The sequence below is a fragment of the Arthrobacter sp. Y3224055 genome, assembly GCF_059090825.1.
Window position 1 is genome coordinate 108,314 of record NZ_JBNHGB010000006.1, and the last position, 17,906, is coordinate 126,219.

The window sequence follows — 17,906 nt, forward strand, 5'->3', positions numbered from 1 at the left end:
GCGGTGCCCGCCCCGGGCTGGGCCCGATCCACGGTGCTTCGCTCAGGCACGGCGCCGCTTCGCCGCACAGGTCACGCAAAATTGTGCTTCCGGCCGGATCTCCAGGCGTTCGCGCGGGATGGGGTTGCCGCACGAGGCGCAAGTCCCGTAGGTGCCGGCCGCGAGCCGGGCCCGGGCGGCGGCGATGTCCGCGAGCGCCTTTTCCGTGCTGGCCAGCAGCGCCACTTCGCGCGCGCGTTCCAGCGTGGCCGTGGAGCCCTCGGGATCGTGTTCGTCGTCGGCCGGGACGTCCCGGGTGGCCGCGGTGACCTCGGCAATGTCGACCGTGAGGCGCTCCACCTGGGCGCGGTCCGACGCCTCGCGGGCGTCCAGCAGCGCGGCGAAGTGCTCCACATCGTCGTGGGTCAAGCTCTCGCTCATGTGTGCCTCCCGTCGGCCGGACGGTCCGGCAGGTCCGGACCAGGGTGCCCCTAGAATACGCCGTTGCCGCGGTACATGGGTGGACGCCTGTCACGGGACGCTCCCCGCCGCGGCCGCGGTCAGGTCAGGGGGTGGCGGCCGGGCCGGGTCAGCCGATCAGCCGGCCCCGTCAGCCGTTATCCGGTCAGCCGGTCAGCCGTTGAGCTTGCCGGCCATCCGCTCCCGCATGGCCACACTGGCCGAGTTCAGCCCGATGATCCGCACGTCCTTGCCGTGGGCGCGGTACTTCTCGGTGATCGCGTCCAGTGCCGCCACGGTCGAGGCGTCCCACAGGTGCGAGGCGTGCATGTCGATGATGACCTTGTCCGGGTCCAGTGCGTACTGGAACTGGGTGTAGAGGTCGTTCGAGGACGCGAAGAAGAGCTCGCCGTCGACCACGTAGGTGGCTGTCTCCTCGCCGTTCAGTTCCAGCACCGTCCGCTCGACGGTCACCAGGTGCGATACCCGGTTGGCGAACAGCACCATGGCGGTCAGCACGCCGAGCCCGACGCCGATGGCCAGGTTGTTCGTGGCGACGGTGGCGATGACGGTGACGAGCATGACCGCGGTCTCGCTCTTCGGCATCATCTTCAGGGTCGAGGGTTTGATGCTGTGCCAGTCGAACGTCGCCCAGGACACGAAGACCATCACGGCCACCAGGGCCGCCATCGGGATCAGCGCCACGATGTCGCCGAGAACCACCACGAGGATGAGCAGGAACAGGCCGGCGAGGAAGGTGGAGAGGCGGGTGCGGGCTCCGGAGGCCTTCACGTTGATCATGGTCTGGCCGATCATCGCGCAGCCGCCCATGCCCCCGAAGAAGCCGGTGATGATGTTCGCGGCGCCCTGGCCCCAGGACTCGCGGGTCTTGTTGGAGCGGGTGTCCGTGACGTCGTCGACCAGCTTGGCCGTCATCAGCGATTCGAGCAGCCCCACGAACGCCATCGCCAAGGCATACGGGAAGATAACCTTCAGGGTTTCCAGGGTCAGCGGTACTGCCGGGAAGAACAACGCGGGCAGGCTGTCCGGCAGCTCGCCCTTGTCGCCCACGGTCGGCACCGCAACCGAGGCGAACACCGTGATCAGCGTCAGCACCACGATGGCGACCAAGGGCGCGGGAACCGCGTTGGTCAGCTTCGGAAGACCGAAAACAATCGCCAGCGCCAGCGCGGTCAGCGGGTACACCAGCCACGGAACGCCCAGCAGTTCAGGCACCTGCGCCATGAAGATCAGGATGGCCAGCGCGTTGACGAACCCCACCATCACCTGCCGCGGAATGAACCGCATCAGCTTGGCGACGCCAAGCGCCGCCAGCAGCACCTGGAACACGCCGGCCAGGATGACCGCCGCCACCAGGTAGTCGAGGCCGTGGCTTTCCACCAGCGGGGCAATCACCAGCGCCACCGCGCCGGTGGCAGCTGAAATCATCGCCGGGCGGCCGCCCAGGAACGCGATCGAGACAGCCATGGTGAAGGAGGCGAACAGCCCGACGCGCGGGTCCACCCCGGCGATGATGGAGAACGCGATGGCCTCGGGGATCAGGGCCAGCGCGACCACCAAACCGCCGAGCACTTCCGTCTTCAGCAGCCGCGGCGACTTGAGGGTGCGCAGCACGGACTGGCGCTCCTCGGGAGTCAGCTCAGGCCGGGCAGCGGCGGTTGTCGTGGGCATGGGGGCTCCATTCGCATCCTGAAGGCGGCAGGCCTTCGCGTACATCTAAAGTCTGGGGGCGCGGCGATGCGCGGGGAAGTAGTCGACGGACAAGAACGTCGATATCGGTTACAACCCTAACCTAACGTAAGGGTAGAGTTGTAACCGGGTGACCACGGGAGGGATGGACCATGAGCAAGGCCGAAAGTACCGCGTCGGGCACGCGCACGATGCACATCGGCGAACTCGCGGAGGCCACAGGCCTGTCGCTGCGGACCATCCGCCACTACGACGACATCGGGCTGCTGCCGGCCACCACGCGCACCGAGGGCGGCTTCCGGGTCTATACCCAGTCGGATCTGGACCGTTTGCTGATCATCCGCTCCATGAAACCGCTTGGCTTCACGCTGGAGGAGATGGCCGAGCTCCTGGACATCATCGACGTTTTAGCCGACGGCGCCGTCCATCCAGCCGAACGCAAACTCTTGCAGGACTACATCGGGCGCGCCGACGAAAAACGCAACAAGCTCGCCCTGAACCTGACCCGGGCGGACGAGTTCATCAGCGACCTGCGCGGGCGGTGACCGCCGGTCCCGCCCGTTCGGACCCCTCCCCCCTGCCGCTGCTCCCGGGGCAGCGGTAACCTCGGAGGAGGAGGTACCGCCATGGCAGCCGAACTCCAAACCGATGTGCTGATTGTCGGGGCAGGTCCCACCGGGCTGATGCTCGCCAACTGGCTGGCCAAGCTGGGCGTCGACCACATCATCGCGGACGGCAAGTCGGGCCCCACGAGGGAATCCCGGGCCCTCGGGGTGCAGGCGCGCAGCATGGAAATTTACGACCAGCTGGGCGTCGCCGACACCGTCATGGCCGAAGGCGTCCTCGCCGAAGCGGTGGTCATCGGGTTCGGCACGAAGCCGCGCGGCAGGGTCCCGCTGGGCCGGATGGGCCGCGGGATCACGCCTTTCCCGGGCATCATGTTCTACGAACAAAGCAAGAACGAGGAGCTGCTGCTCAAGAACCTGCACGCACTCGGCGGCGAGGTGCTGTGGGAGTGCCGCGTTGCCGCCCTGGACGTCGCGGGCGGCAGCCACCCGGACCACCCCGTCACGGCGCAGCTGACGGGCCCCGCTGGCAAGGCGACGGTCCGCGCCCGCTACTGCGTGGGGACGGACGGCGCCTCGTCGACCGTGCGGACCAGCCGCGGCATCGGGTTTGAGGGCTCCACCAGTCCGCACACCTTCTTTGTCAACGACGCCACCGAGGTCCGGGGCCTCTTCGGCGACGTGGTCAATATCCGCGCGGGCGTGGACGAGTTCCTGCTGGCCTTTCCCATGAGCGGGCCGGACCACCTCCGGCTGATCGGCGTAATCCGTGATCCCGAAGGCGGCTTCCAGGGGCGGGACGACGACGGCGGGGCGGACGTCTCCGAGGAGTCCCTCCGGGAGCGCCTGGTTCAGAAGTTCGGCGTCCGCTACGGCGCCTCGAACTGGTTCTCCACCTACCGCGTGCATCACCGGATCGCCGCCCGGTTCCGCGACGGGCCGGTCTTCCTCGCCGGGGATGCGGCCCACGTCCATTCCCCCGTCGGTGCGCAGGGCATGAACACCGGCCTGCAGGACGCCCACAACCTGGCCTTTAAGTTCGCCGATGTCCTCGCCGGCCGGGCCGCGGACTCCTACCTGGACCGATACGAGGCCGAACGGCGGCCGGTGGCGGTGCGGCTGCTGCAAAGCACGGACCGGGTGTTCGCCTTCATCACGTCGACGGCACCGTGGGCGCTCGCCGCCCGGAGGTCGGTGCTGCCGTTCCTCATTCCCGTGGCGGCGCGGGTGGTGCCGCGGTCCTCCGGTGCCTCCCGAGTGTTCGGTTATCTATCGCAGACCCGGATCCATTACTGGATGGCCCCGGGCGCCAAGGAAGCGGCCCGCGGCCGGCGGGGCCGCGTCGTGGGACGGCGGCTGCCGTACACCGGCAGCAACTTCGACGTCCTGCGCAGCCTTCAGTGGCAGGTGCACTCGTACGGCGACCCGGGCGCCGTCGTCGTCAATCACGTGGAGGCAGCGCTGGGGCTGCCGATGCACGCGCTGCCGCGCAACGGGAACAAGAAGCTCGATCCGGACCAGCTGTACCTGGTGCGCCCCGACGGGTTCGTGGCGGCGCAGTCCCTGCCCAGCCATGCCGTGGCCACGTTTACCCAGGCACTGCGGCGGGGACGCCGTTCCGCCAAGGTCTGAGCCAACGCCTGCTCCGCGCCCATCCGGGGCCGGACACGTTCGGAAGGAAAGCCGATGGTGCTGTATCTCTCGAAGTTCAGCTACACCCCGGAGACCTGGGCCAGGATGATCAACAACCCGGAGGACCGGGGGAAGGCGGCCAAGGCCTACATCGAATCCGTCGGCGGGAAACTGCACGGCTTCTGGTACGCCTTCGGCGCGCACGACGGCTACAGCGTGTGGGAGGCCCCGAACAACGTCTCCATGGCCGCCGTCGCCCTGGCCATCAGCGGAGGCGGTGCACTGAGTTCCTTCGAAACAACCGTGCTGCTGACCATCGACGAGACCATCGACGCCCTGCGCATGGCCGGCGAAGTCCGTTACCGGGCTCCCGGCGTCACGGGGTCCGGCTGACCCCCACGCCCTTGGGCACCACCATCATGGGGCAGAGGCCGTGGTGCAGCACCGCCTGGCTGACCGAGCCCAGCAACAGGCCCGGAAATCCGCCGTGGCCGCGCGTCCCCAACACCATCAGCTGGGCCGTGCGGGTGGCGTGGACCAGGACTTCCGCGGGTTTGGCCAGATAAAAGTTCCAGCTCGCATCCAGGTCCGGGTAGCTGCCGCGGACCTCCCGCAGCGGGCCGTCCAGCTCAGCGGCGACCTCCTCGCGGAACCGGTGGGCACCCTCGGCGTGGTCCAGCCAGACCGAATCGCGGTAGAAAGGCGCCCGGGACGAAAGCATCCGCAGCGGGACTGAGCGGCGGCTGGCTATCTCGGCCGCCGCCCACAGGGCGGGATTCGCACTCCCCGACTGGTCGACGCCGACCACCACCTGCCCCGCGTAGCTGAACTTTTCGGAGGCATCCGGCGGATGCAGCCCCCGGTCCGACCCCTCCCGCGGCGACGGCAGCAGCCAGGGCACCGGTCCGCCGGGTAGTTCGGCCGCGGCATCCGGGGAGAGTTCGGCGGCCGTCGCGCCCGGTTTCCAGCGCTGCGGCACCACCACCGTGGGGCAGGCGGCGTGGGCCGCCAGGCCCGAGGAGACACTGCCCAGCAGCCGTCCCGCAAAGCCGCCGCGGCCGCGCTTGCCCACCACGGCCAGTCCGGCGGAAGCAGATTCGTCCACCAGCACTTCGCTCGGGTCCCCGGCCACCACGTGCCCTTCGGCCTGGAGCCCCAACGCTCCGGCGCGGTCAAGCGCCGCCTGCAGCACCCCTTCCCCGCCGCGCCGGGCGGTGGCCAGATACTGGTGGTCCACCTGCGGATCGTCCACGCCCGCGGTTGAGACGACGGTGACCAGCCGCACCGGCCATCCGCGGGACTGGGCCTCGAACAACCCCCAGTCCAGCGCCCGGGCGCTGGTTTCCGAGCCGTCGAATCCCACCAGGACGACCTCTTCCATGCCTTCCACCCTAGGGGACGGCCGCGCGGCTGAGTAGGGGCAGCGGGTTCCGACGGCGGCCGGGCCTCACCAAACCATTGCCGTAGGCTGAACACAGGTTTAGACTGCTGAACATGCGTTCAGCAGCGCCGCCGCAGGCTGCCGCACCCAGTGATCTCACCGCCCGTGCCCGGGTCCGGGACACCGCCGTCGTACTGTTCGGCAGCCGGGGTTTCCGGGTGGGTGTCCGCGCCATTGCTGACGCGGCAGGGGTCAGCCCCGCGCTGATCCTGCACCATTTCGGTTCCAAAGACGGTCTGCGGACGGCCTGCGATGAATACGTGTTGGCCAAAATCGGCGCCTACAAGCAGCAGGCAGTCCACTCCGGCTCGCCGACGGAACTGCTGGCGGCCATGGCGGAGCTGGAGGAAACGGCGCCGCTGGTCGGCTACGCCTTGCGGAGCCTGCAGTCCGGCGGCGAGCTGGCCCAGTCCTTCATCGAGCACTTCGCCGCGGACGCCGAGGCCTGGCTGGCCCAAGGCGTCGCCGCCGGCACCATCCACCCGTCCGTCGACGAGCAGGCGCGCGCCCGCTATCTGACCATCCAGGGATTCGGTGCCATGCTGCTGGACCTGACGCTTCACCCCCCGGAGGATCCCACCGATTTTTCCGCCATCATGCGCGGCTACCTGGACCGGCACGGCCTTGCCAACGTGGAACTCTACACGCAGGGCCTGATGACCACCCGCGACCTGCTCGACGCCTACCTGATGTATGTGACGGACCCGCCCGGTTCCTGACCCGCCGCGTCTCTGTCCCGTCCGCGCCCCGCGCACCCTTGTTCCTTCCATATTCCGCCCCGAAGCAGGTGGTTTCCATGTCTGAAGTAATCGACCTGAACCAAGTGGACAAGGCCTTCGGCTCCGTCCGCGCCCTGGACCAGCTCAACCTGGTGCTGGAACCCGGCGAGGTCCACGGCTTCCTCGGCCCCAACGGTGCCGGCAAGTCCACCACCATCCGCATCATTCTCGGCCTGTTGAAGGCCGACGCCGGAACCGTGCGGCTCTTCGGCGAGGACCCGTGGTCGCGCGCGGTGCCCCTGCACCGCCGGCTGGCCTACGTTCCCGGTGACGTCAGCCTCTGGCCCAAGCTCACCGGCGGGGAGGCGATCGACCTTTTTGCCAGCCTCCGCGGCGGGATCGACCGCAGGCTCAAGGCCGAACTGTTGGAACGCTTCCAGCTGGATCCCACCAAGAAGACACGCTCCTATTCCAAGGGCAACCGGCAGAAGGTCGCGCTCGTCGCCGCCTTGGCCAGCGACGTCGAGCTTCTGGTGTTGGACGAGCCGACGTCCGGACTGGACCCGCTGATGGAACTGGAATTCCAGCAGTGCATCCGCGAGTCGAGGCACGCCGGCAAGACGGTGCTGCTCTCCAGCCACATCCTGGCCGAGGTGGAAGCCTTGTGCGACAAGGTCACCATCATCCGGGCCGGCCGCGCTGTCCAAACCGGTTCGCTCGCGGAACTGAGGCACCTGCGGCGCACCGCCGTCGTCGTGGTGGCCGACGGCGATGCCACCGCGGTGGGCAGCCTGACCGGCGTGCACGACCTCCGGCGCGAAGACGGGCGCGTGCACTTCACCGTTGACGAAGCCGCGCTGCCGGCCGCGTTGTCGGCCCTGCTCCCGCTGGGTGTCCGCAGCCTGACCAGCACGCCTCCGACGCTGGAGGAACTGTTCGTTCACCAGTACGGCCCCGATGGGCGGGCCGCAGCCGAAAGCGGCAGGTCATGAGCACCGCTACCGCGGCGCCGGGGATCTCCCGTGCGCGCAGCCCGCGGAATCAGGCGCTGGCCGGGACCGGCCGGCTTCTCCGCCTGGCGCTGCGGGTGGACCGGGTGCGGATCCCGGCCTGGGCGCTGGCCATCGGCGGGTTCATCAGCTACTTCGCGCTGGTGCTGCCCCAGGTGTACGGCGACCAGGCGGCATGGCAGAGCCGGGCGGCGATCATGCAGGACCCGTCCGGCGCCCTGCTGGCCGGCCCGGGGTACGGCCTGGAGAACTACGGCCTGGGCCCGATGCTGGCCAACGAAGTGCTGGGGATGCTGGCGGTGGCCACCGCGTTGATGTCCATCTTCTCGGTAGTCCGGCACACCCGGGCCAACGAAGAAGCCGGACGTGCCGAGCTCATCCTGGCCGGGCCGGTGGGACGACGCGCACCGCTGACCGCCGCGCTGGCGGTCATGCTGCTCACCAACCTGGCGGTGGCAGCGGCCCTGTTCGCGGCACTGGTGGCCAACGGTCTCGCGGCACTCGATTCGCTGGTGATGGCGGCCGGAGCGGCGCTGGTCGGGGTCGTCTTCGGCGCGGTGGCGGCGCTGACCGCGCAGCTGAGCGAACATGCGCGGACAGCCAGCGGCATGGCCGGGGCGCTGCTGGGGCTGGCGTACATCCTCCGCGGCATCGGCGACGCCCAGGCGCTGGGCGGCACCGCGTTGTCGTGGCTCTCCCCCATCGGTTGGGTCCAGCAGGCGCGGGCCTATGTCGAGCTGCGCTGGTGGCCCTTGCTGCTGTGCCTGGCGCTCGCGGCGCTGCTGGTGCCGGCGGCGTATCTGCTGCAGGGCCGGCGCGACCTGGCCGCTGGGCTGGTGCCCGCACACCGGGGCCGCGCCAATGCCACGCCGCTGCTGGTGCGGCTGCCGGGGCTGTTCCTTCGGTTGGAGCGCGGCAGCATCGTCAGCTGGTCGCTCGGCCTGTTCGTCTTCGCCGTGCTGACCGGGTCTCTGGCCCAGGCGGTGGTGGACAGCTACGAGTCACAGCCGCAACTGGCCGCGGTGCTGGGCCTGGACGACAGCTCCGACTTCCTCCGGACCGCGCTGGCCGCGTTCCTGAAGTATTTCGCCATGGCCGTGGCCGTGTTCTCCGTGGTCTCCATGGGCAGGCTCGGCAAGGAAGAAGCCGACGGCCGAACCGGGGCCGTGCTCGCCGCCTCGGTGGGGCGGGCGCACTGGGTCCTGAGCGCGCTGCTCGTCACCTCGCTGGCCTCGGCGCTGATGCTCGTTGTCTCAGGGTTGGGCCTGGCCCTGGGCGCGCTCTCGGTGGTCGGCGACAGCTCGGTGATCGCGGAATTCGCTCCCGCCGGGCTGGTTTTCCTGCCCTTGATCCTCTGTTTCGCCGGTGCCGGCGCCCTCGCCTACGGGCTGCACAGCGGTACCTGGTGGGTCTGGATCCTGCTGATTGCTGCACTGCTGGCGGGCATGTACGGGCCGGTGCTCAACCTGCCGGAGGCGGTGCTGGACGCCGAGCCGTTCGGACTGGTCCCGCGGGTTCCGGCCGCGGACGTGGACGTGCTGCCGCTGGCCTGGATGTCGGCGGTCGCCCTGCTGCTCACCGTCGGCGGGACGCTGGCCTTCCGGCGCCGTGACCTGGAGGCCTGACAGCCCGCGGAGCAGCGGCCCCCGGGCAGGTGTAGCGCCGCGACGGCCGCAAGCCGGTGTGGCTGCGGGGGCCGAAAGCCGGTGCGGCTACGCCCTGCCGTCCTGGTAGACGTCCGGAATGCCGTCGTTGTCGGCGTCGACATGTTCTTCGGCCTCGATGCGCCGGTATTGCCGGTTGCGGGCACGCAGCACCACCGATGCCAGCAGCGCGGCCAGCAAGGACGCCGCGAGGATGGCCACCTTGGCGTGATCATTGGCCGGCGTGCCAAGCCCGAAGCTCAGCTCGGCCACCAGCAGGGAGACGGTGAAGCCGATGCCGGCCAGCATGGCGATGCCCAACAGGTCGACCCACTTCATCGACGTGTCCAGCTCCGCCCGGGTCAGCTTGGTCATCAGCCACGTGGTGCCGAGGATGCCGATCGGCTTGCCAAGCACCAGGCCCGCGATGACGCCGACCGCCACTGGATCGCCGAGGGCGGAGGTAAATCCATCAATCCCGCCCACGGCGACGCCCGCGGAGAAGAACGCGAAGACCGGGACCGCGAAGCCGGCGGAAACGGGCCGGAGCCGGTGTTCGAAGATTTCGGCGAGCCCCGGACCCGCCTCCGGTCCGCCGCTGGCCTTGCTGCGCAACACCGGGACGGTGAAACCGAGCACCACGCCGGCGATGGTGGCGTGGATGCCGGAGGCATGGACCAGGGCCCAGGCCACGATGCCGACGGGCAGCAGGACCGCCCACAATGCCGCGTGATGCTTCCCGAAGAAGCTGCGGAACTTCTGGGCTAAGAAGGCGTAGAGCGCGATGGGGACCAGGGCCAGCAGCAGGGCCGGGACGTGAATTTCACTGGTGTAGACGAACGCAATGATGGCGATGGCGATGAGGTCGTCCACCACGGCCAGCGTCAGCAGGAAAATCCGCAGCGCGCTGGGCAAATGCGAGCCGATGACGGCCAGGACCGCGACCGCGAAGGCAATGTCCGTCGCCGTCGGGATGGCCCAGCCGCGGATGGTTTCCGGACTGCCCCAGTTGATGGCTGCGTAGATGATGGCGGGAACCACCACTCCGCCAACGGCGGCGGCAACCGGCACCATGGCCTTCCGCGGGCTGCTGAGGTCCCCCGCGACGAACTCGCGTTTGAGCTCCAGCCCCACCAGGAAGAAGAACACCGCCAACAGCCCGTCGGCGGCCCACGCCCCCAAGCTCAGCTCCAGGTGCCAGGGCTCGTAGCCGACGGTGAAGTCGCGCAGGGCGAAGTAGCTGTCTGCCGCGGGCGAGTTGGCCCAGATCAGGGCGACGACGGCGGCGGCCACCAGCAGGGCTCCGCCGACGGTTTCCTTGCGCAGGATTTCGCCGATTCGCAGCGCTTCGGCATAACTTCCGCGTCCCAAAACCTTGGGCTTGGCGGATGATTCGGGGGTCTTGGCGGCCATGGCGGGTCCTCAAAGGGTCGACAACAGAACTGCCGACCAGACTTCCCGGCGCACCGGGTTCCACCCTACCCGGGCACACGGCGAGCGCCAAAGCCGGGCGGCGAGCACCACGGCCGGCCCGGCTAGCCCCCGGCCAGGACCATCGCCAACAATCCGACGACGGCAGAGAGCACGCCGACGGCGGTGAGGATCTTGCCCAGCAGCAAGACAATCCGGCCCGGCCGCTCCGGCTCCGAGACCTGCCAGCGGTCCGGCCGCCGCGCGTCGTAGAAGACCAGCACGTCCGACCCGGCGGCTACATCGGAGCCCGTCCCGGTCGGGAAGATGCCCTCCAGGAATCCATGCCGGGTGTCGAACCAGCGCACGCCGCGGCGCCGGCCGTCGTCAAACGCGACGCCGTCGGCGCGGTGCCACCGGGTTCCGGCCAGGCGGAGCACAGCGGCCACGAAGAGCAACAGCAGTCCCGGGACCAGGGCAGCCCACGTCAGCACTTCGGACACCAGTCCGATCGACGCGGCAAGATCCGGCATGCTCAGATCGTATGACACCTTGGGTATGCGGCGGAGAAAATGCTGCTGAACGTTGCACGGCCGTCAACCCCGACGTCCCGGGCGCGGACCGTCGTCGTCGTTCCGGGGATCATCACGCCGACTGCCGGGTTTCGGGGCGGCACCGGGGTAATTTTGCGCCGGCCGGGCACGTCCAGACGCAGCGGGAGGGCCAAACTGCATGTACCGTCAAAGGAGTGGCCTGCCGCGGTCGATCCGCTGCAGGCTTTATCCTGTGGCGGCAGCGTCTGTAACGCCCGTCCGCCCACGCCTACCATGGTGACTGCAGCCCCTTTTCGGGTTGGCGCCACTATGTTTCCGGAGGTTTTTTGTGACCAGCATGCCTGCAGTGCAGGACGCGTTCTACGCCGAGCCCGAACCCGACCGCGCACCCGAGTCGACGGTCGAGATCGCCTCGCCCGCCGCCGTCGTACGCCTCACGGAGCGCCCCGACGTGGTCATGGTCAAGGGCGGTTACGCACTGGTCAACACCACCCTGACGCCGCACCAGGCGATGGTGGAGGACCTGCTGTTTGTCCGCAGGGCGCTGGACGAGGCGCAGATTCCCTACCTGCTGGTGCGCGGCAACGATGCCCGCCCGGTGGTGGCGGTGAACTGGGAGAAGCGAAACGAGCTGCGCGCGGCGCTGGTGGACGCCTGCGCCGACGAGCCGTTCTACTCGCTGACCGTGGACGCGAACAAGAAAACCGCACGGCTGGTGGCCGACGGCGAGCTCGCCGAGGGCGACCGGTCGCGCGCGTTCCGGCTGTACCGTCCGCGGATCGAGCCGACCGGCGGGCTGCGGTACGGCCAGGGCACGGGTGTGCAGGTGGAGCTGTGGCGCTGGGAGAACGACCTGATCCACCTGCCGATTGAAAACTCGCTGACGCGCCGCACGCTGCCGGCCGCGGAGGCGGTGCGCGGCGAAGTCGAACGCTACGGGCACCGCTGGCCCACCATCGAGAACATGTTCGCCGACCACGCCACGGACATCGACTTCGACATCGACATCGTCTTCTCCTGGGTGGACGGGAACAATCCGGAGTACCGCCGCTACCGGAACAGTTTCATGGAGCACGCCGTGGTGGGCGAGGGCGACGACGCCGAGGCGCGCTTCCGCCAGATCGACGAACTGCGGTACGCGCTGCGTTCTGTCTATATGTTCGCGCCCTGGATCCGGCGCATCTTCATCTGCACGGACTCGCCGCTGCCTGCGTGGCTGGACGCGGAGCACCCGGACATCCGCGTGGTGCGCAGCGAGCAGCATTTCCGCGATCCCTCGGTGCTGCCGGTGTTCAACTCGCAGGCGATCGAGGCGCAGCTGCAGCACATCGACGGCCTGGGCGAGCACTTCCTGTACTCGAATGACGACATGTTCTTCGGCCGGCCGGTGGGTCCGGACATGTTCTTCTCCCCCGGCGGCATCACCAAGTTCGTGGAGGCGGACACCCGGATCGGGCTCGGCGACAACCACCTGGACCGGTCCGGTTTCGAGAATGCCGCCCGCGTGAACCGCAGGCTGCTGCACGACCGCTTCGGCAGGATCACCACCCGGCACCTGGAGCACTGTGCGGCGCCGCTGCGCAAATCCGTGCTGCTGGAGATGGAGGAAGAGTTCGCCGAGGAGTTCAAGACGACGGCTGCGAGCCGCTTCCGGGCCAAGGACAACATCTCGGTGACCAACTCGCTCTACCACTACTACGCGCTGCTGACCGGCCGCGCGGTGACCAATCCCGGCGCCAAGGTCAAGTACGTGGACACCACCATGTATGCGGGCCTGAAGCAGCTGGAAAAGCTGCTGCAGAAGCGAAACAGGGACTTCTTCTGCCTCAACGACGGCAGCTTCCCGGAGGTCCCGGCCGAGGAGCGCCAGCGGGTGGTCACGGACTTCCTGGCCCGCTACTTCCCGCTCCGCGCGCCGTGGGAGAAACCGCCGGCGGCGTAGTCTCACCCGGTTTGCGGAGTTTTCCCGGCTAGTGGTGTGCCGGAATCCGGCCCGGCCGCACGGCGTCGGGAATGACGACGGCGGCGGCCTCGAGCAGCTGCCGGGTCTGCTCCGCGCTAACCTGGCGGCCCACCGGCAGGCCGCCGCGCGCCGGAACCACCGAATGGACCACGGTCTCCTCGTAGACATGGATCATGTTGTAAGCCTGCGCGGCATCGCGGCCGCGGGTGCTGCCCGCGTCGGCGGCCAGATCCTGGGTGTAGCAGGTGGCGGAGGCGACGGACACCGGGATCCCGGCCACGGTGCCCGTGGTGGAATAGTGCAGGTGTCCGGCGATGATCGACTTCACGTCGCTGCCGCGCAGCACCTGTGCCAGTTCGGCCTGGCCGCGCAGTTCCACCAGCACGGACAGGTCCTGCACGCTCGGCAGCGGCGGGTGGTGCATGGCCAGGATGGTCCCGTGCGGTGCGGGTTTGGCCAACTCGTGGGCCAGCCACTGCAGCTGCTCGTCCTCCAGCCGGCCGTAGTGCGCCCCCGGCACGGTTGAATCCAGGGTCACCACGCGCAGTCCGTTGACGTCGTATACCCGGTCCAGCGGCTCGGAGCCGCCGGGTTCGTCCAGGAGCATGGTCTTCAGCCCGGCACGGTCGTCGTGGTTGCCCATCGCCCAGATCACCTGGGCTCCCAGCCGGACGGCTGCCGGTTCGACGATCCGGCGGAGCCTGCCATAGGCTTCCGGTTCGCCCTTGTCCGCCAGATCGCCGGTGAATACCAGGGCTTCGGGGCGGGATCCGGAGTCTTCCAGATCCTCGAAGATCTGCTCCAGCCTGGCTTCGCTGTCCACAGCCCCGTAGAGCCGGCCGTCGCCGCCCACCAAGTGGGTGTCGCTGATGTGAAGTAAGAAATGGTTCGGCCGTGGATGCTCGGCCTGACGGAAGTCCATCATCTACCTTCTGTTGTTCGCCGGACGCCTGCTGTCCAGTCCACTACAGACCATCCAAACAGAAAAAAGCTGAACTGTGGATTAATTCGGCCCGGCAGTTACGTATATTGCGGCTAACTTTTCTCCACGATCCCGAAATGGGCGGCGAACAGCGGGGCGAGCTCGCCGATCTGGGTGGAGGTCATGACCGCCCCGCGCAGGCCTTCCAGCCCGGCCAGTTCCCGGATGTCCAGGCCACGCAGGTCAACGTGCGCCAGCTTCGCCCCGGTCAGGTCGAGCCTGCGGACCCGGCTGTCTTCAAAGGCCACCCGGCGCCCGGTCGCGCCGCCCAGATCGAGTTCGTCCAGGATGCAGCCGGCAAACGCGACGTCCTGAAGTTCCGCTCCGCGCAGGTTCACATACCCAAGCTTGCAGTTGCGGAACTCCACCGATTCCCACTCGGATTCGTAGACTTCGGCCGACCCGAGGCGGGATCCGTCGATCACCACCCGGCGGAAGCGTGAGCGCGGCGCACTGAAGTCCGGCGCATTCAACCGCTCGAATGTTTACGTCCACGAAACCGGCAGAACGCAGGTCCGCCCCGTCTGCGGAAACATCCAGGAATGCGCATTCCGTGAAGGAGGCACCGGCCAGCCGCCGGCCGTCCAGTTCCACACCGGCAAACAGCTTGCCGGCCACGCGGGCCTCGGGAATCAACGCCGATACCTGCCCGGGTAACAGTTCCCCCACGTCCGGGGCGTCGAGGCGCGGCGTGAAGTCGTCGGGTTTAGCCATCTACGGAGCATAGCCACAGTTCCGGACATGGGCCGCCCCGGCCCAAAGGCGGTTGGGCACCAATTCGGGGCGGTTCTCCCTGCTGTGCGCGAACACCCCGTGCGCATCCGCCCCGGGACGGTGTTCCATGGGCAGCATGCATCTACTCGTCCTGGGCGGCACGGCCTGGTTGGGACAAGAAACCGCTGCCGCGGCGCTGCGCCGCGGCCACCGGGTCACCTGCCTGGCCCGTGGAACGTCCGGGTCGGCTCCGGCCGGCGCCCGACTGGTGGGCGCGGACCGGGAAGCTCCGGACTGTCTGGACACCGTCGCGGGCCAGCACTGGGACGCCGTGCTCGATGTCTCCCGCCAGCCCGGCCAGGTGAGCCGTGCCGCGGCCGCGCTGGTCGGCACGGCGGAGCACTTTGTTTTCGTGTCCTCCTGCAGCGTCTATGCCGACCACCACACCCCGGGCGCCGACGAAACCTACCCGTTGCTGCCGCCCCTGGCCTCGGACGTGATGACGTCTCCGGACGTCTACGGCGAGGCGAAGGTCGCCTGCGAGCAGGCGGTGCAACGCGCCTTTGGCCCCGATCGCAGCCTGATCGTCCGCCCGGGCCTCATCGCCGGTCCCGGCGACACCACCGACCGCACCGGCTACTGGCCCCTGCGCTTCGCCCGGCCGGTGGCCGACGACGGCGCCGTCCTGGTCCCCGATGCGCCCGGGTTGGACGCCCAGGTCATCGACGTCCGGGACCTCGCCGACTGGCTCATCGCCGCGGCCGAACAGCGACTGGCCGGCGAGTTCAATGCGGTGGGCGACGCGTTTCCGTTGACCGAGCATCTGGAGATGGCGCGCCGGGTCGCGGGCCACGCCGGTCCGGTCCTGTCCCTGGGCCAGGAGGAACTGGCAGCGGCCGGCATCAACCCCTGGGCCGGCGAGCGGTCCTTGCCGCTCTGGCTTCCGCTGCCCGATTTCGCCGGCTTCTCCTCCCGCAGCAACGCGGCCGCCAAGGCAGCCGGTCTGGCGTTGCGTCCGCTGCGGGACACGTTGGCCGACACGCTGGTGTGGGAGTTGGCGACCGGCGCCGACCGTCCCCGCAAAGCCGGCCTGGCGCCGGACGACGAGCGCCGGCTGCTGGCCATCGCGCACGCGGGGTCCTGAGGATCCGGCCATGGAGCCCCGCCAGCGGTTCGCTCGTCTCGGCAATGGACTCCGCTTTGCCTATGCCGAGGCCGGCTCCCCCGGCGGCACCCCGGTTCTGCTGGTTCCCGGCTACGGGGACTCCTGGCGGTTTTGGGTCCCGCTCTTGGACCGGTTACCGGCGTCGCTCCGGCTGATAGCGCTCAGCCCCCGCGGCCACGGCGATTCGGACAAGCCCGCCACGGGCTACCGGTTACACGATTTCAGCAACGACCTCGGCGATTTCCTGGACGCCCTGGCCATCCCACGGGCCGTGATCGCCGGGCACTCCAGCGGCGGCTATATCGCGCGGCGTTTCGCCGTCGACCAGCCCGCACGGGTCCGGGCCCTCATGCTCATCGGCTCTCCGCTGAGCCTCTACAAGCGCCGGCCGCCCTTTGCCCCGACCATCGAGGCGTTCCGCGATCCCATCGACCCCGCCGACGTCCGTGCCTTCGTGGAGTCCTTTACTCTGCTGGCCGACCCCGGCGAGGCCGTCCGACAGGCGGTGCTGGCGGACGCGCTCAAGATCCCCGCCCGCGTCTGGCAGCAAACGCTGGCCGGGCTCGCCGAGGCGACTCCCCCGGCACCGGAGAACGTCAGTGCCCCGACCCTCGTGGTGTGGGGCGACGACGACGACTTGCTCGCCCCTGCCGAGCAGAACGTGCTGGCCGATGCCATCCCTTCCGCCCGGCGCAACCACTACCCCCGGGCGGGGCACACGGTCCTCTGGGACGCCCCCGACCGGGTCGCCGGGGACTTGCTGACCCTCGTCACGGACAGCGGGAAAAATCCTTGAGGCGCCCGGGACACAGTTGTAGCGTGGCAGGCAGCAGGCCTACCGCACCGCTGCCCAAGGAGGCACGCCGTGACCATTCCACCGCCGCCGGAGCCGGCACACGATCCGAACGAGCCGGGACCCAGGCACCCGTTCCCGCCGGAGCCGAATCCGGATCCCTTCGCGCCGCCCACACCCGAACGGCCCGAGCCCAGTCCGGATCCCAATGCGCCGCCCACGCCCGAACGGCCCGGGCCGCCCCCGGACCCGGGGCCACAGCCGCTTCCGCCGCAACCGCAGCCCGGCCCCTTTCCCGATCCGGGGCCAATCCTGCCGCCGAGAAGGCCCTGACCTTCTGCCGGTACGCGTCGGCATCGCCCCGCAACACAGCCGGTGTGCGCATCCGGCCCCCATAGAATGAACGCGTGACCGCTACCCTTTCGCACGCATGAGTTCGCGCCTGCACAGCCTCGTCATCGAGACGCTTGGCAAGCGCATCGTCTCCGGCGAGCTGGCGGCCGGCTCCACCGCGCATGCCGAGCAGTTCGAGGCCGAGCTCGGCGTCTCCCGTTCCGTGCTGCGCGAGGCCGTGCGCGTGCTGCAGTCGCTGGGGCTGGTCGAGTCCGTCAAGCGCATCGGCATCCGCGTACTGCCGCCGGAGCAGTGGAACAAGTTCGACCCCTCGGTGATCCGCTGGCGCCTGGCCGGAGACGGCAAGGGCGTGCAGTTGCGCTCGCTGACCGAGCTGCGCTCCGCCGTCGAACCGGCCGCCGCCGAGCTGGCCGCGCAGCATTCGCCGCAGGAGACAGCGGCGGAGCTCATGGCCGTCGCGGCAAAAATGCGGGCGGTGGGACGGGCCGGCGACCTGCAGCAGTTCCTGGAGCTGGACATCCACTACCACACGCTGGTGCTGGCGGCCTCCGGCAACGAGATGTTTGCGCAGATGCACTCGATGATCGCCGAAGTGCTGCGCGGCCGCACCGATTACGGGCTGATGCCCGCGCACCCGCACGAAGAAGCACTGCAATTGCACGTCGACGTCGCGGACGCCATCCAGTCCGGCCGCCCGGAAGCGGCCCGGGCGGCCATGGACCAGATTATGCGGCGGACCGTGGAGGAAGTGCGCAGCGTCTGGGAGTCCGAGCCCCGGCTGTTCGAAGCCCCCGGCGCCTAGGCCTGCCTTT

Annotated in this window: 17 protein-coding genes; 10 read left to right on the plus strand and 7 right to left on the minus strand. The window is 69.2% G+C overall.

The window, feature by feature from the left end; genetic code table 11:
* Window positions 1-42: 42 nt before the first annotated feature.
* Window positions 43-420 carry a TraR/DksA family transcriptional regulator gene (locus AC5RTY_RS14620; protein WP_494001568.1) on the minus strand — a complete coding sequence of 126 codons (378 nt, stop codon included), beginning with the start codon at window positions 418-420 and terminating at the stop codon, window positions 43-45.
* 192 nt (window positions 421-612) lie between these two features.
* Entirely contained in the window at window positions 613-2,130 is a 1,518-nt protein-coding gene (locus tag AC5RTY_RS14625) for a SulP family inorganic anion transporter (protein ID WP_494139775.1), read from the minus strand.
* A gap of 170 nt (window positions 2,131-2,300) precedes the next feature.
* Here AC5RTY_RS14625 and AC5RTY_RS14630 point away from each other — a divergent pair, with 170 nt between their 5' ends.
* From AC5RTY_RS14630 to AC5RTY_RS14640, 3 genes are all read left to right on the plus strand, one after another.
* Window positions 2,301-2,693, plus strand: coding sequence for a MerR family transcriptional regulator (locus AC5RTY_RS14630; RefSeq protein WP_494001570.1), 393 nt, complete (start codon window positions 2,301-2,303; stop codon window positions 2,691-2,693).
* Between the two features lie 81 nt (window positions 2,694-2,774).
* Window positions 2,775-4,346 (plus strand): FAD-dependent monooxygenase, encoded by a 1,572-nt coding sequence (locus AC5RTY_RS14635; RefSeq protein WP_494014472.1) that lies wholly within the window; start codon window positions 2,775-2,777, stop codon window positions 4,344-4,346.
* Between the two features lie 54 nt (window positions 4,347-4,400).
* On the plus strand, window positions 4,401-4,739 hold the full coding sequence (locus tag AC5RTY_RS14640) for a GYD domain-containing protein (protein WP_493987808.1): 339 nt from the start codon (window positions 4,401-4,403) through the stop codon (window positions 4,737-4,739).
* Here AC5RTY_RS14640 and AC5RTY_RS14645 read toward each other — a convergent pair.
* Window positions 4,723-5,727, minus strand: coding sequence for a universal stress protein (locus AC5RTY_RS14645; protein ID WP_494014473.1), 1,005 nt, complete (start codon window positions 5,725-5,727; stop codon window positions 4,723-4,725). The two genes, AC5RTY_RS14640 and AC5RTY_RS14645, sit on opposite strands and share 17 nt — an antisense overlap.
* A gap of 113 nt (window positions 5,728-5,840) precedes the next feature.
* Here AC5RTY_RS14645 and AC5RTY_RS14650 point away from each other — a divergent pair, with 113 nt between their 5' ends.
* From AC5RTY_RS14650 to AC5RTY_RS14660, 3 genes are all read left to right on the plus strand, one after another.
* On the plus strand, window positions 5,841-6,506 hold the full coding sequence (locus tag AC5RTY_RS14650; RefSeq protein ID WP_494014474.1) for a TetR/AcrR family transcriptional regulator: 666 nt from the start codon (window positions 5,841-5,843) through the stop codon (window positions 6,504-6,506).
* Window positions 6,507-6,583: 77 nt separating this feature from the next.
* Window positions 6,584-7,498 (plus strand): ABC transporter ATP-binding protein, encoded by a 915-nt coding sequence (locus AC5RTY_RS14655; RefSeq protein WP_494023564.1) that lies wholly within the window; start codon window positions 6,584-6,586, stop codon window positions 7,496-7,498.
* Window positions 7,495-9,141 (plus strand): ABC transporter permease, encoded by a 1,647-nt coding sequence (locus AC5RTY_RS14660; RefSeq protein WP_494139776.1) that lies wholly within the window; start codon window positions 7,495-7,497, stop codon window positions 9,139-9,141. Before AC5RTY_RS14655 ends, AC5RTY_RS14660 begins: the two co-directional genes overlap by 4 nt.
* Before the next feature lie 87 nt (window positions 9,142-9,228).
* Here the strand turns inward: AC5RTY_RS14660 and nhaA are convergent, their stop codons facing one another.
* Both nhaA and AC5RTY_RS14670 read right to left on the minus strand, forming a co-directional pair.
* Window positions 9,229-10,572 carry a Na+/H+ antiporter NhaA gene (gene nhaA / locus AC5RTY_RS14665; RefSeq protein WP_494139777.1) on the minus strand — a complete coding sequence of 448 codons (1,344 nt, stop codon included), beginning with the start codon at window positions 10,570-10,572 and terminating at the stop codon, window positions 9,229-9,231.
* A 122-nt stretch (window positions 10,573-10,694) separates the two neighbouring features.
* On the minus strand, window positions 10,695-11,102 hold the full coding sequence (locus tag AC5RTY_RS14670) for a sortase (RefSeq protein WP_494139778.1): 408 nt from the start codon (window positions 11,100-11,102) through the stop codon (window positions 10,695-10,697).
* Between the two features lie 358 nt (window positions 11,103-11,460).
* Here AC5RTY_RS14670 and AC5RTY_RS14675 point away from each other — a divergent pair, with 358 nt between their 5' ends.
* Entirely contained in the window at window positions 11,461-13,065 is a 1,605-nt protein-coding gene (locus tag AC5RTY_RS14675; protein WP_494139779.1) for a stealth conserved region 3 domain-containing protein, read from the plus strand.
* 28 nt (window positions 13,066-13,093) lie between these two features.
* On the opposite strand, the gene AC5RTY_RS14680 is transcribed toward AC5RTY_RS14675, so the two are convergent.
* Both AC5RTY_RS14680 and AC5RTY_RS14685 read right to left on the minus strand, forming a co-directional pair.
* A complete protein-coding gene (locus AC5RTY_RS14680) occupies window positions 13,094-14,008 on the minus strand; it encodes a phosphodiesterase (RefSeq protein WP_494139886.1) in 915 nt (304 codons plus the stop codon).
* A gap of 113 nt (window positions 14,009-14,121) precedes the next feature.
* Window positions 14,122-14,496: a pentapeptide repeat-containing protein gene (locus AC5RTY_RS14685; protein WP_494139780.1), complete on the minus strand. Its 375-nt coding sequence runs from the start codon at window positions 14,494-14,496 to the stop codon at window positions 14,122-14,124.
* Between the two features lie 422 nt (window positions 14,497-14,918).
* Between AC5RTY_RS14685 and AC5RTY_RS14690 the strand changes: the two genes are divergently transcribed.
* The 3 genes from AC5RTY_RS14690 to AC5RTY_RS14700 all read left to right on the plus strand — a co-directional run bounded on the left by AC5RTY_RS14690 (window position 14,919) and on the right by AC5RTY_RS14700 (window position 17,896).
* Window positions 14,919-15,926, plus strand: coding sequence for an NAD-dependent epimerase/dehydratase family protein (locus AC5RTY_RS14690; RefSeq protein WP_494139781.1), 1,008 nt, complete (start codon window positions 14,919-14,921; stop codon window positions 15,924-15,926).
* A gap of 10 nt (window positions 15,927-15,936) precedes the next feature.
* Window positions 15,937-16,743 carry an alpha/beta fold hydrolase gene (locus tag AC5RTY_RS14695; RefSeq protein ID WP_494139782.1) on the plus strand — a complete coding sequence of 269 codons (807 nt, stop codon included), beginning with the start codon at window positions 15,937-15,939 and terminating at the stop codon, window positions 16,741-16,743.
* Window positions 16,744-17,170: 427 nt separating this feature from the next.
* Window positions 17,171-17,896, plus strand: a complete 726-nt coding sequence (locus tag AC5RTY_RS14700; protein ID WP_494001584.1) for a FadR/GntR family transcriptional regulator — start codon at window positions 17,171-17,173, stop codon at window positions 17,894-17,896.
* Window positions 17,897-17,906: the final 10 nt, after the last annotated feature.

Excerpts from the sequence above, each read along its gene's own strand:
- AC5RTY_RS14620 (WP_494001568.1), bottom strand. The coding sequence starts at position 420 with ATGAGCGAGAGCTTGACCCACGACGATGTGGAGCACTTCGCCGCGCTG.
- AC5RTY_RS14625 (WP_494139775.1), bottom strand. The coding sequence starts at position 2,130 with ATGCCCACGACAACCGCCGCTGCCCGGCCTGAGCTGACTCCCGAGGAG.
- AC5RTY_RS14630 (WP_494001570.1), top strand. The coding sequence starts at position 2,301 with ATGAGCAAGGCCGAAAGTACCGCGTCGGGCACGCGCACGATGCACATC.
- AC5RTY_RS14635 (WP_494014472.1), top strand. The coding sequence starts at position 2,775 with ATGGCAGCCGAACTCCAAACCGATGTGCTGATTGTCGGGGCAGGTCCC.
- AC5RTY_RS14640 (WP_493987808.1), top strand. The coding sequence starts at position 4,401 with ATGGTGCTGTATCTCTCGAAGTTCAGCTACACCCCGGAGACCTGGGCC.
- AC5RTY_RS14645 (WP_494014473.1), bottom strand. The coding sequence starts at position 5,727 with ATGGAAGAGGTCGTCCTGGTGGGATTCGACGGCTCGGAAACCAGCGCC.
- AC5RTY_RS14650 (WP_494014474.1), top strand. The coding sequence starts at position 5,841 with ATGCGTTCAGCAGCGCCGCCGCAGGCTGCCGCACCCAGTGATCTCACC.
- AC5RTY_RS14655 (WP_494023564.1), top strand. The coding sequence starts at position 6,584 with ATGTCTGAAGTAATCGACCTGAACCAAGTGGACAAGGCCTTCGGCTCC.
- AC5RTY_RS14660 (WP_494139776.1), top strand. The coding sequence starts at position 7,495 with ATGAGCACCGCTACCGCGGCGCCGGGGATCTCCCGTGCGCGCAGCCCG.
- nhaA (WP_494139777.1), bottom strand. The coding sequence starts at position 10,572 with ATGGCCGCCAAGACCCCCGAATCATCCGCCAAGCCCAAGGTTTTGGGA.
- AC5RTY_RS14670 (WP_494139778.1), bottom strand. The coding sequence starts at position 11,102 with ATGCCGGATCTTGCCGCGTCGATCGGACTGGTGTCCGAAGTGCTGACG.
- AC5RTY_RS14675 (WP_494139779.1), top strand. The coding sequence starts at position 11,461 with ATGCCTGCAGTGCAGGACGCGTTCTACGCCGAGCCCGAACCCGACCGC.
- AC5RTY_RS14680 (WP_494139886.1), bottom strand. The coding sequence starts at position 14,008 with ATGGACTTCCGTCAGGCCGAGCATCCACGGCCGAACCATTTCTTACTT.
- AC5RTY_RS14690 (WP_494139781.1), top strand. The coding sequence starts at position 14,919 with ATGCATCTACTCGTCCTGGGCGGCACGGCCTGGTTGGGACAAGAAACC.
- AC5RTY_RS14695 (WP_494139782.1), top strand. The coding sequence starts at position 15,937 with ATGGAGCCCCGCCAGCGGTTCGCTCGTCTCGGCAATGGACTCCGCTTT.
- AC5RTY_RS14700 (WP_494001584.1), top strand. The coding sequence starts at position 17,171 with ATGAGTTCGCGCCTGCACAGCCTCGTCATCGAGACGCTTGGCAAGCGC.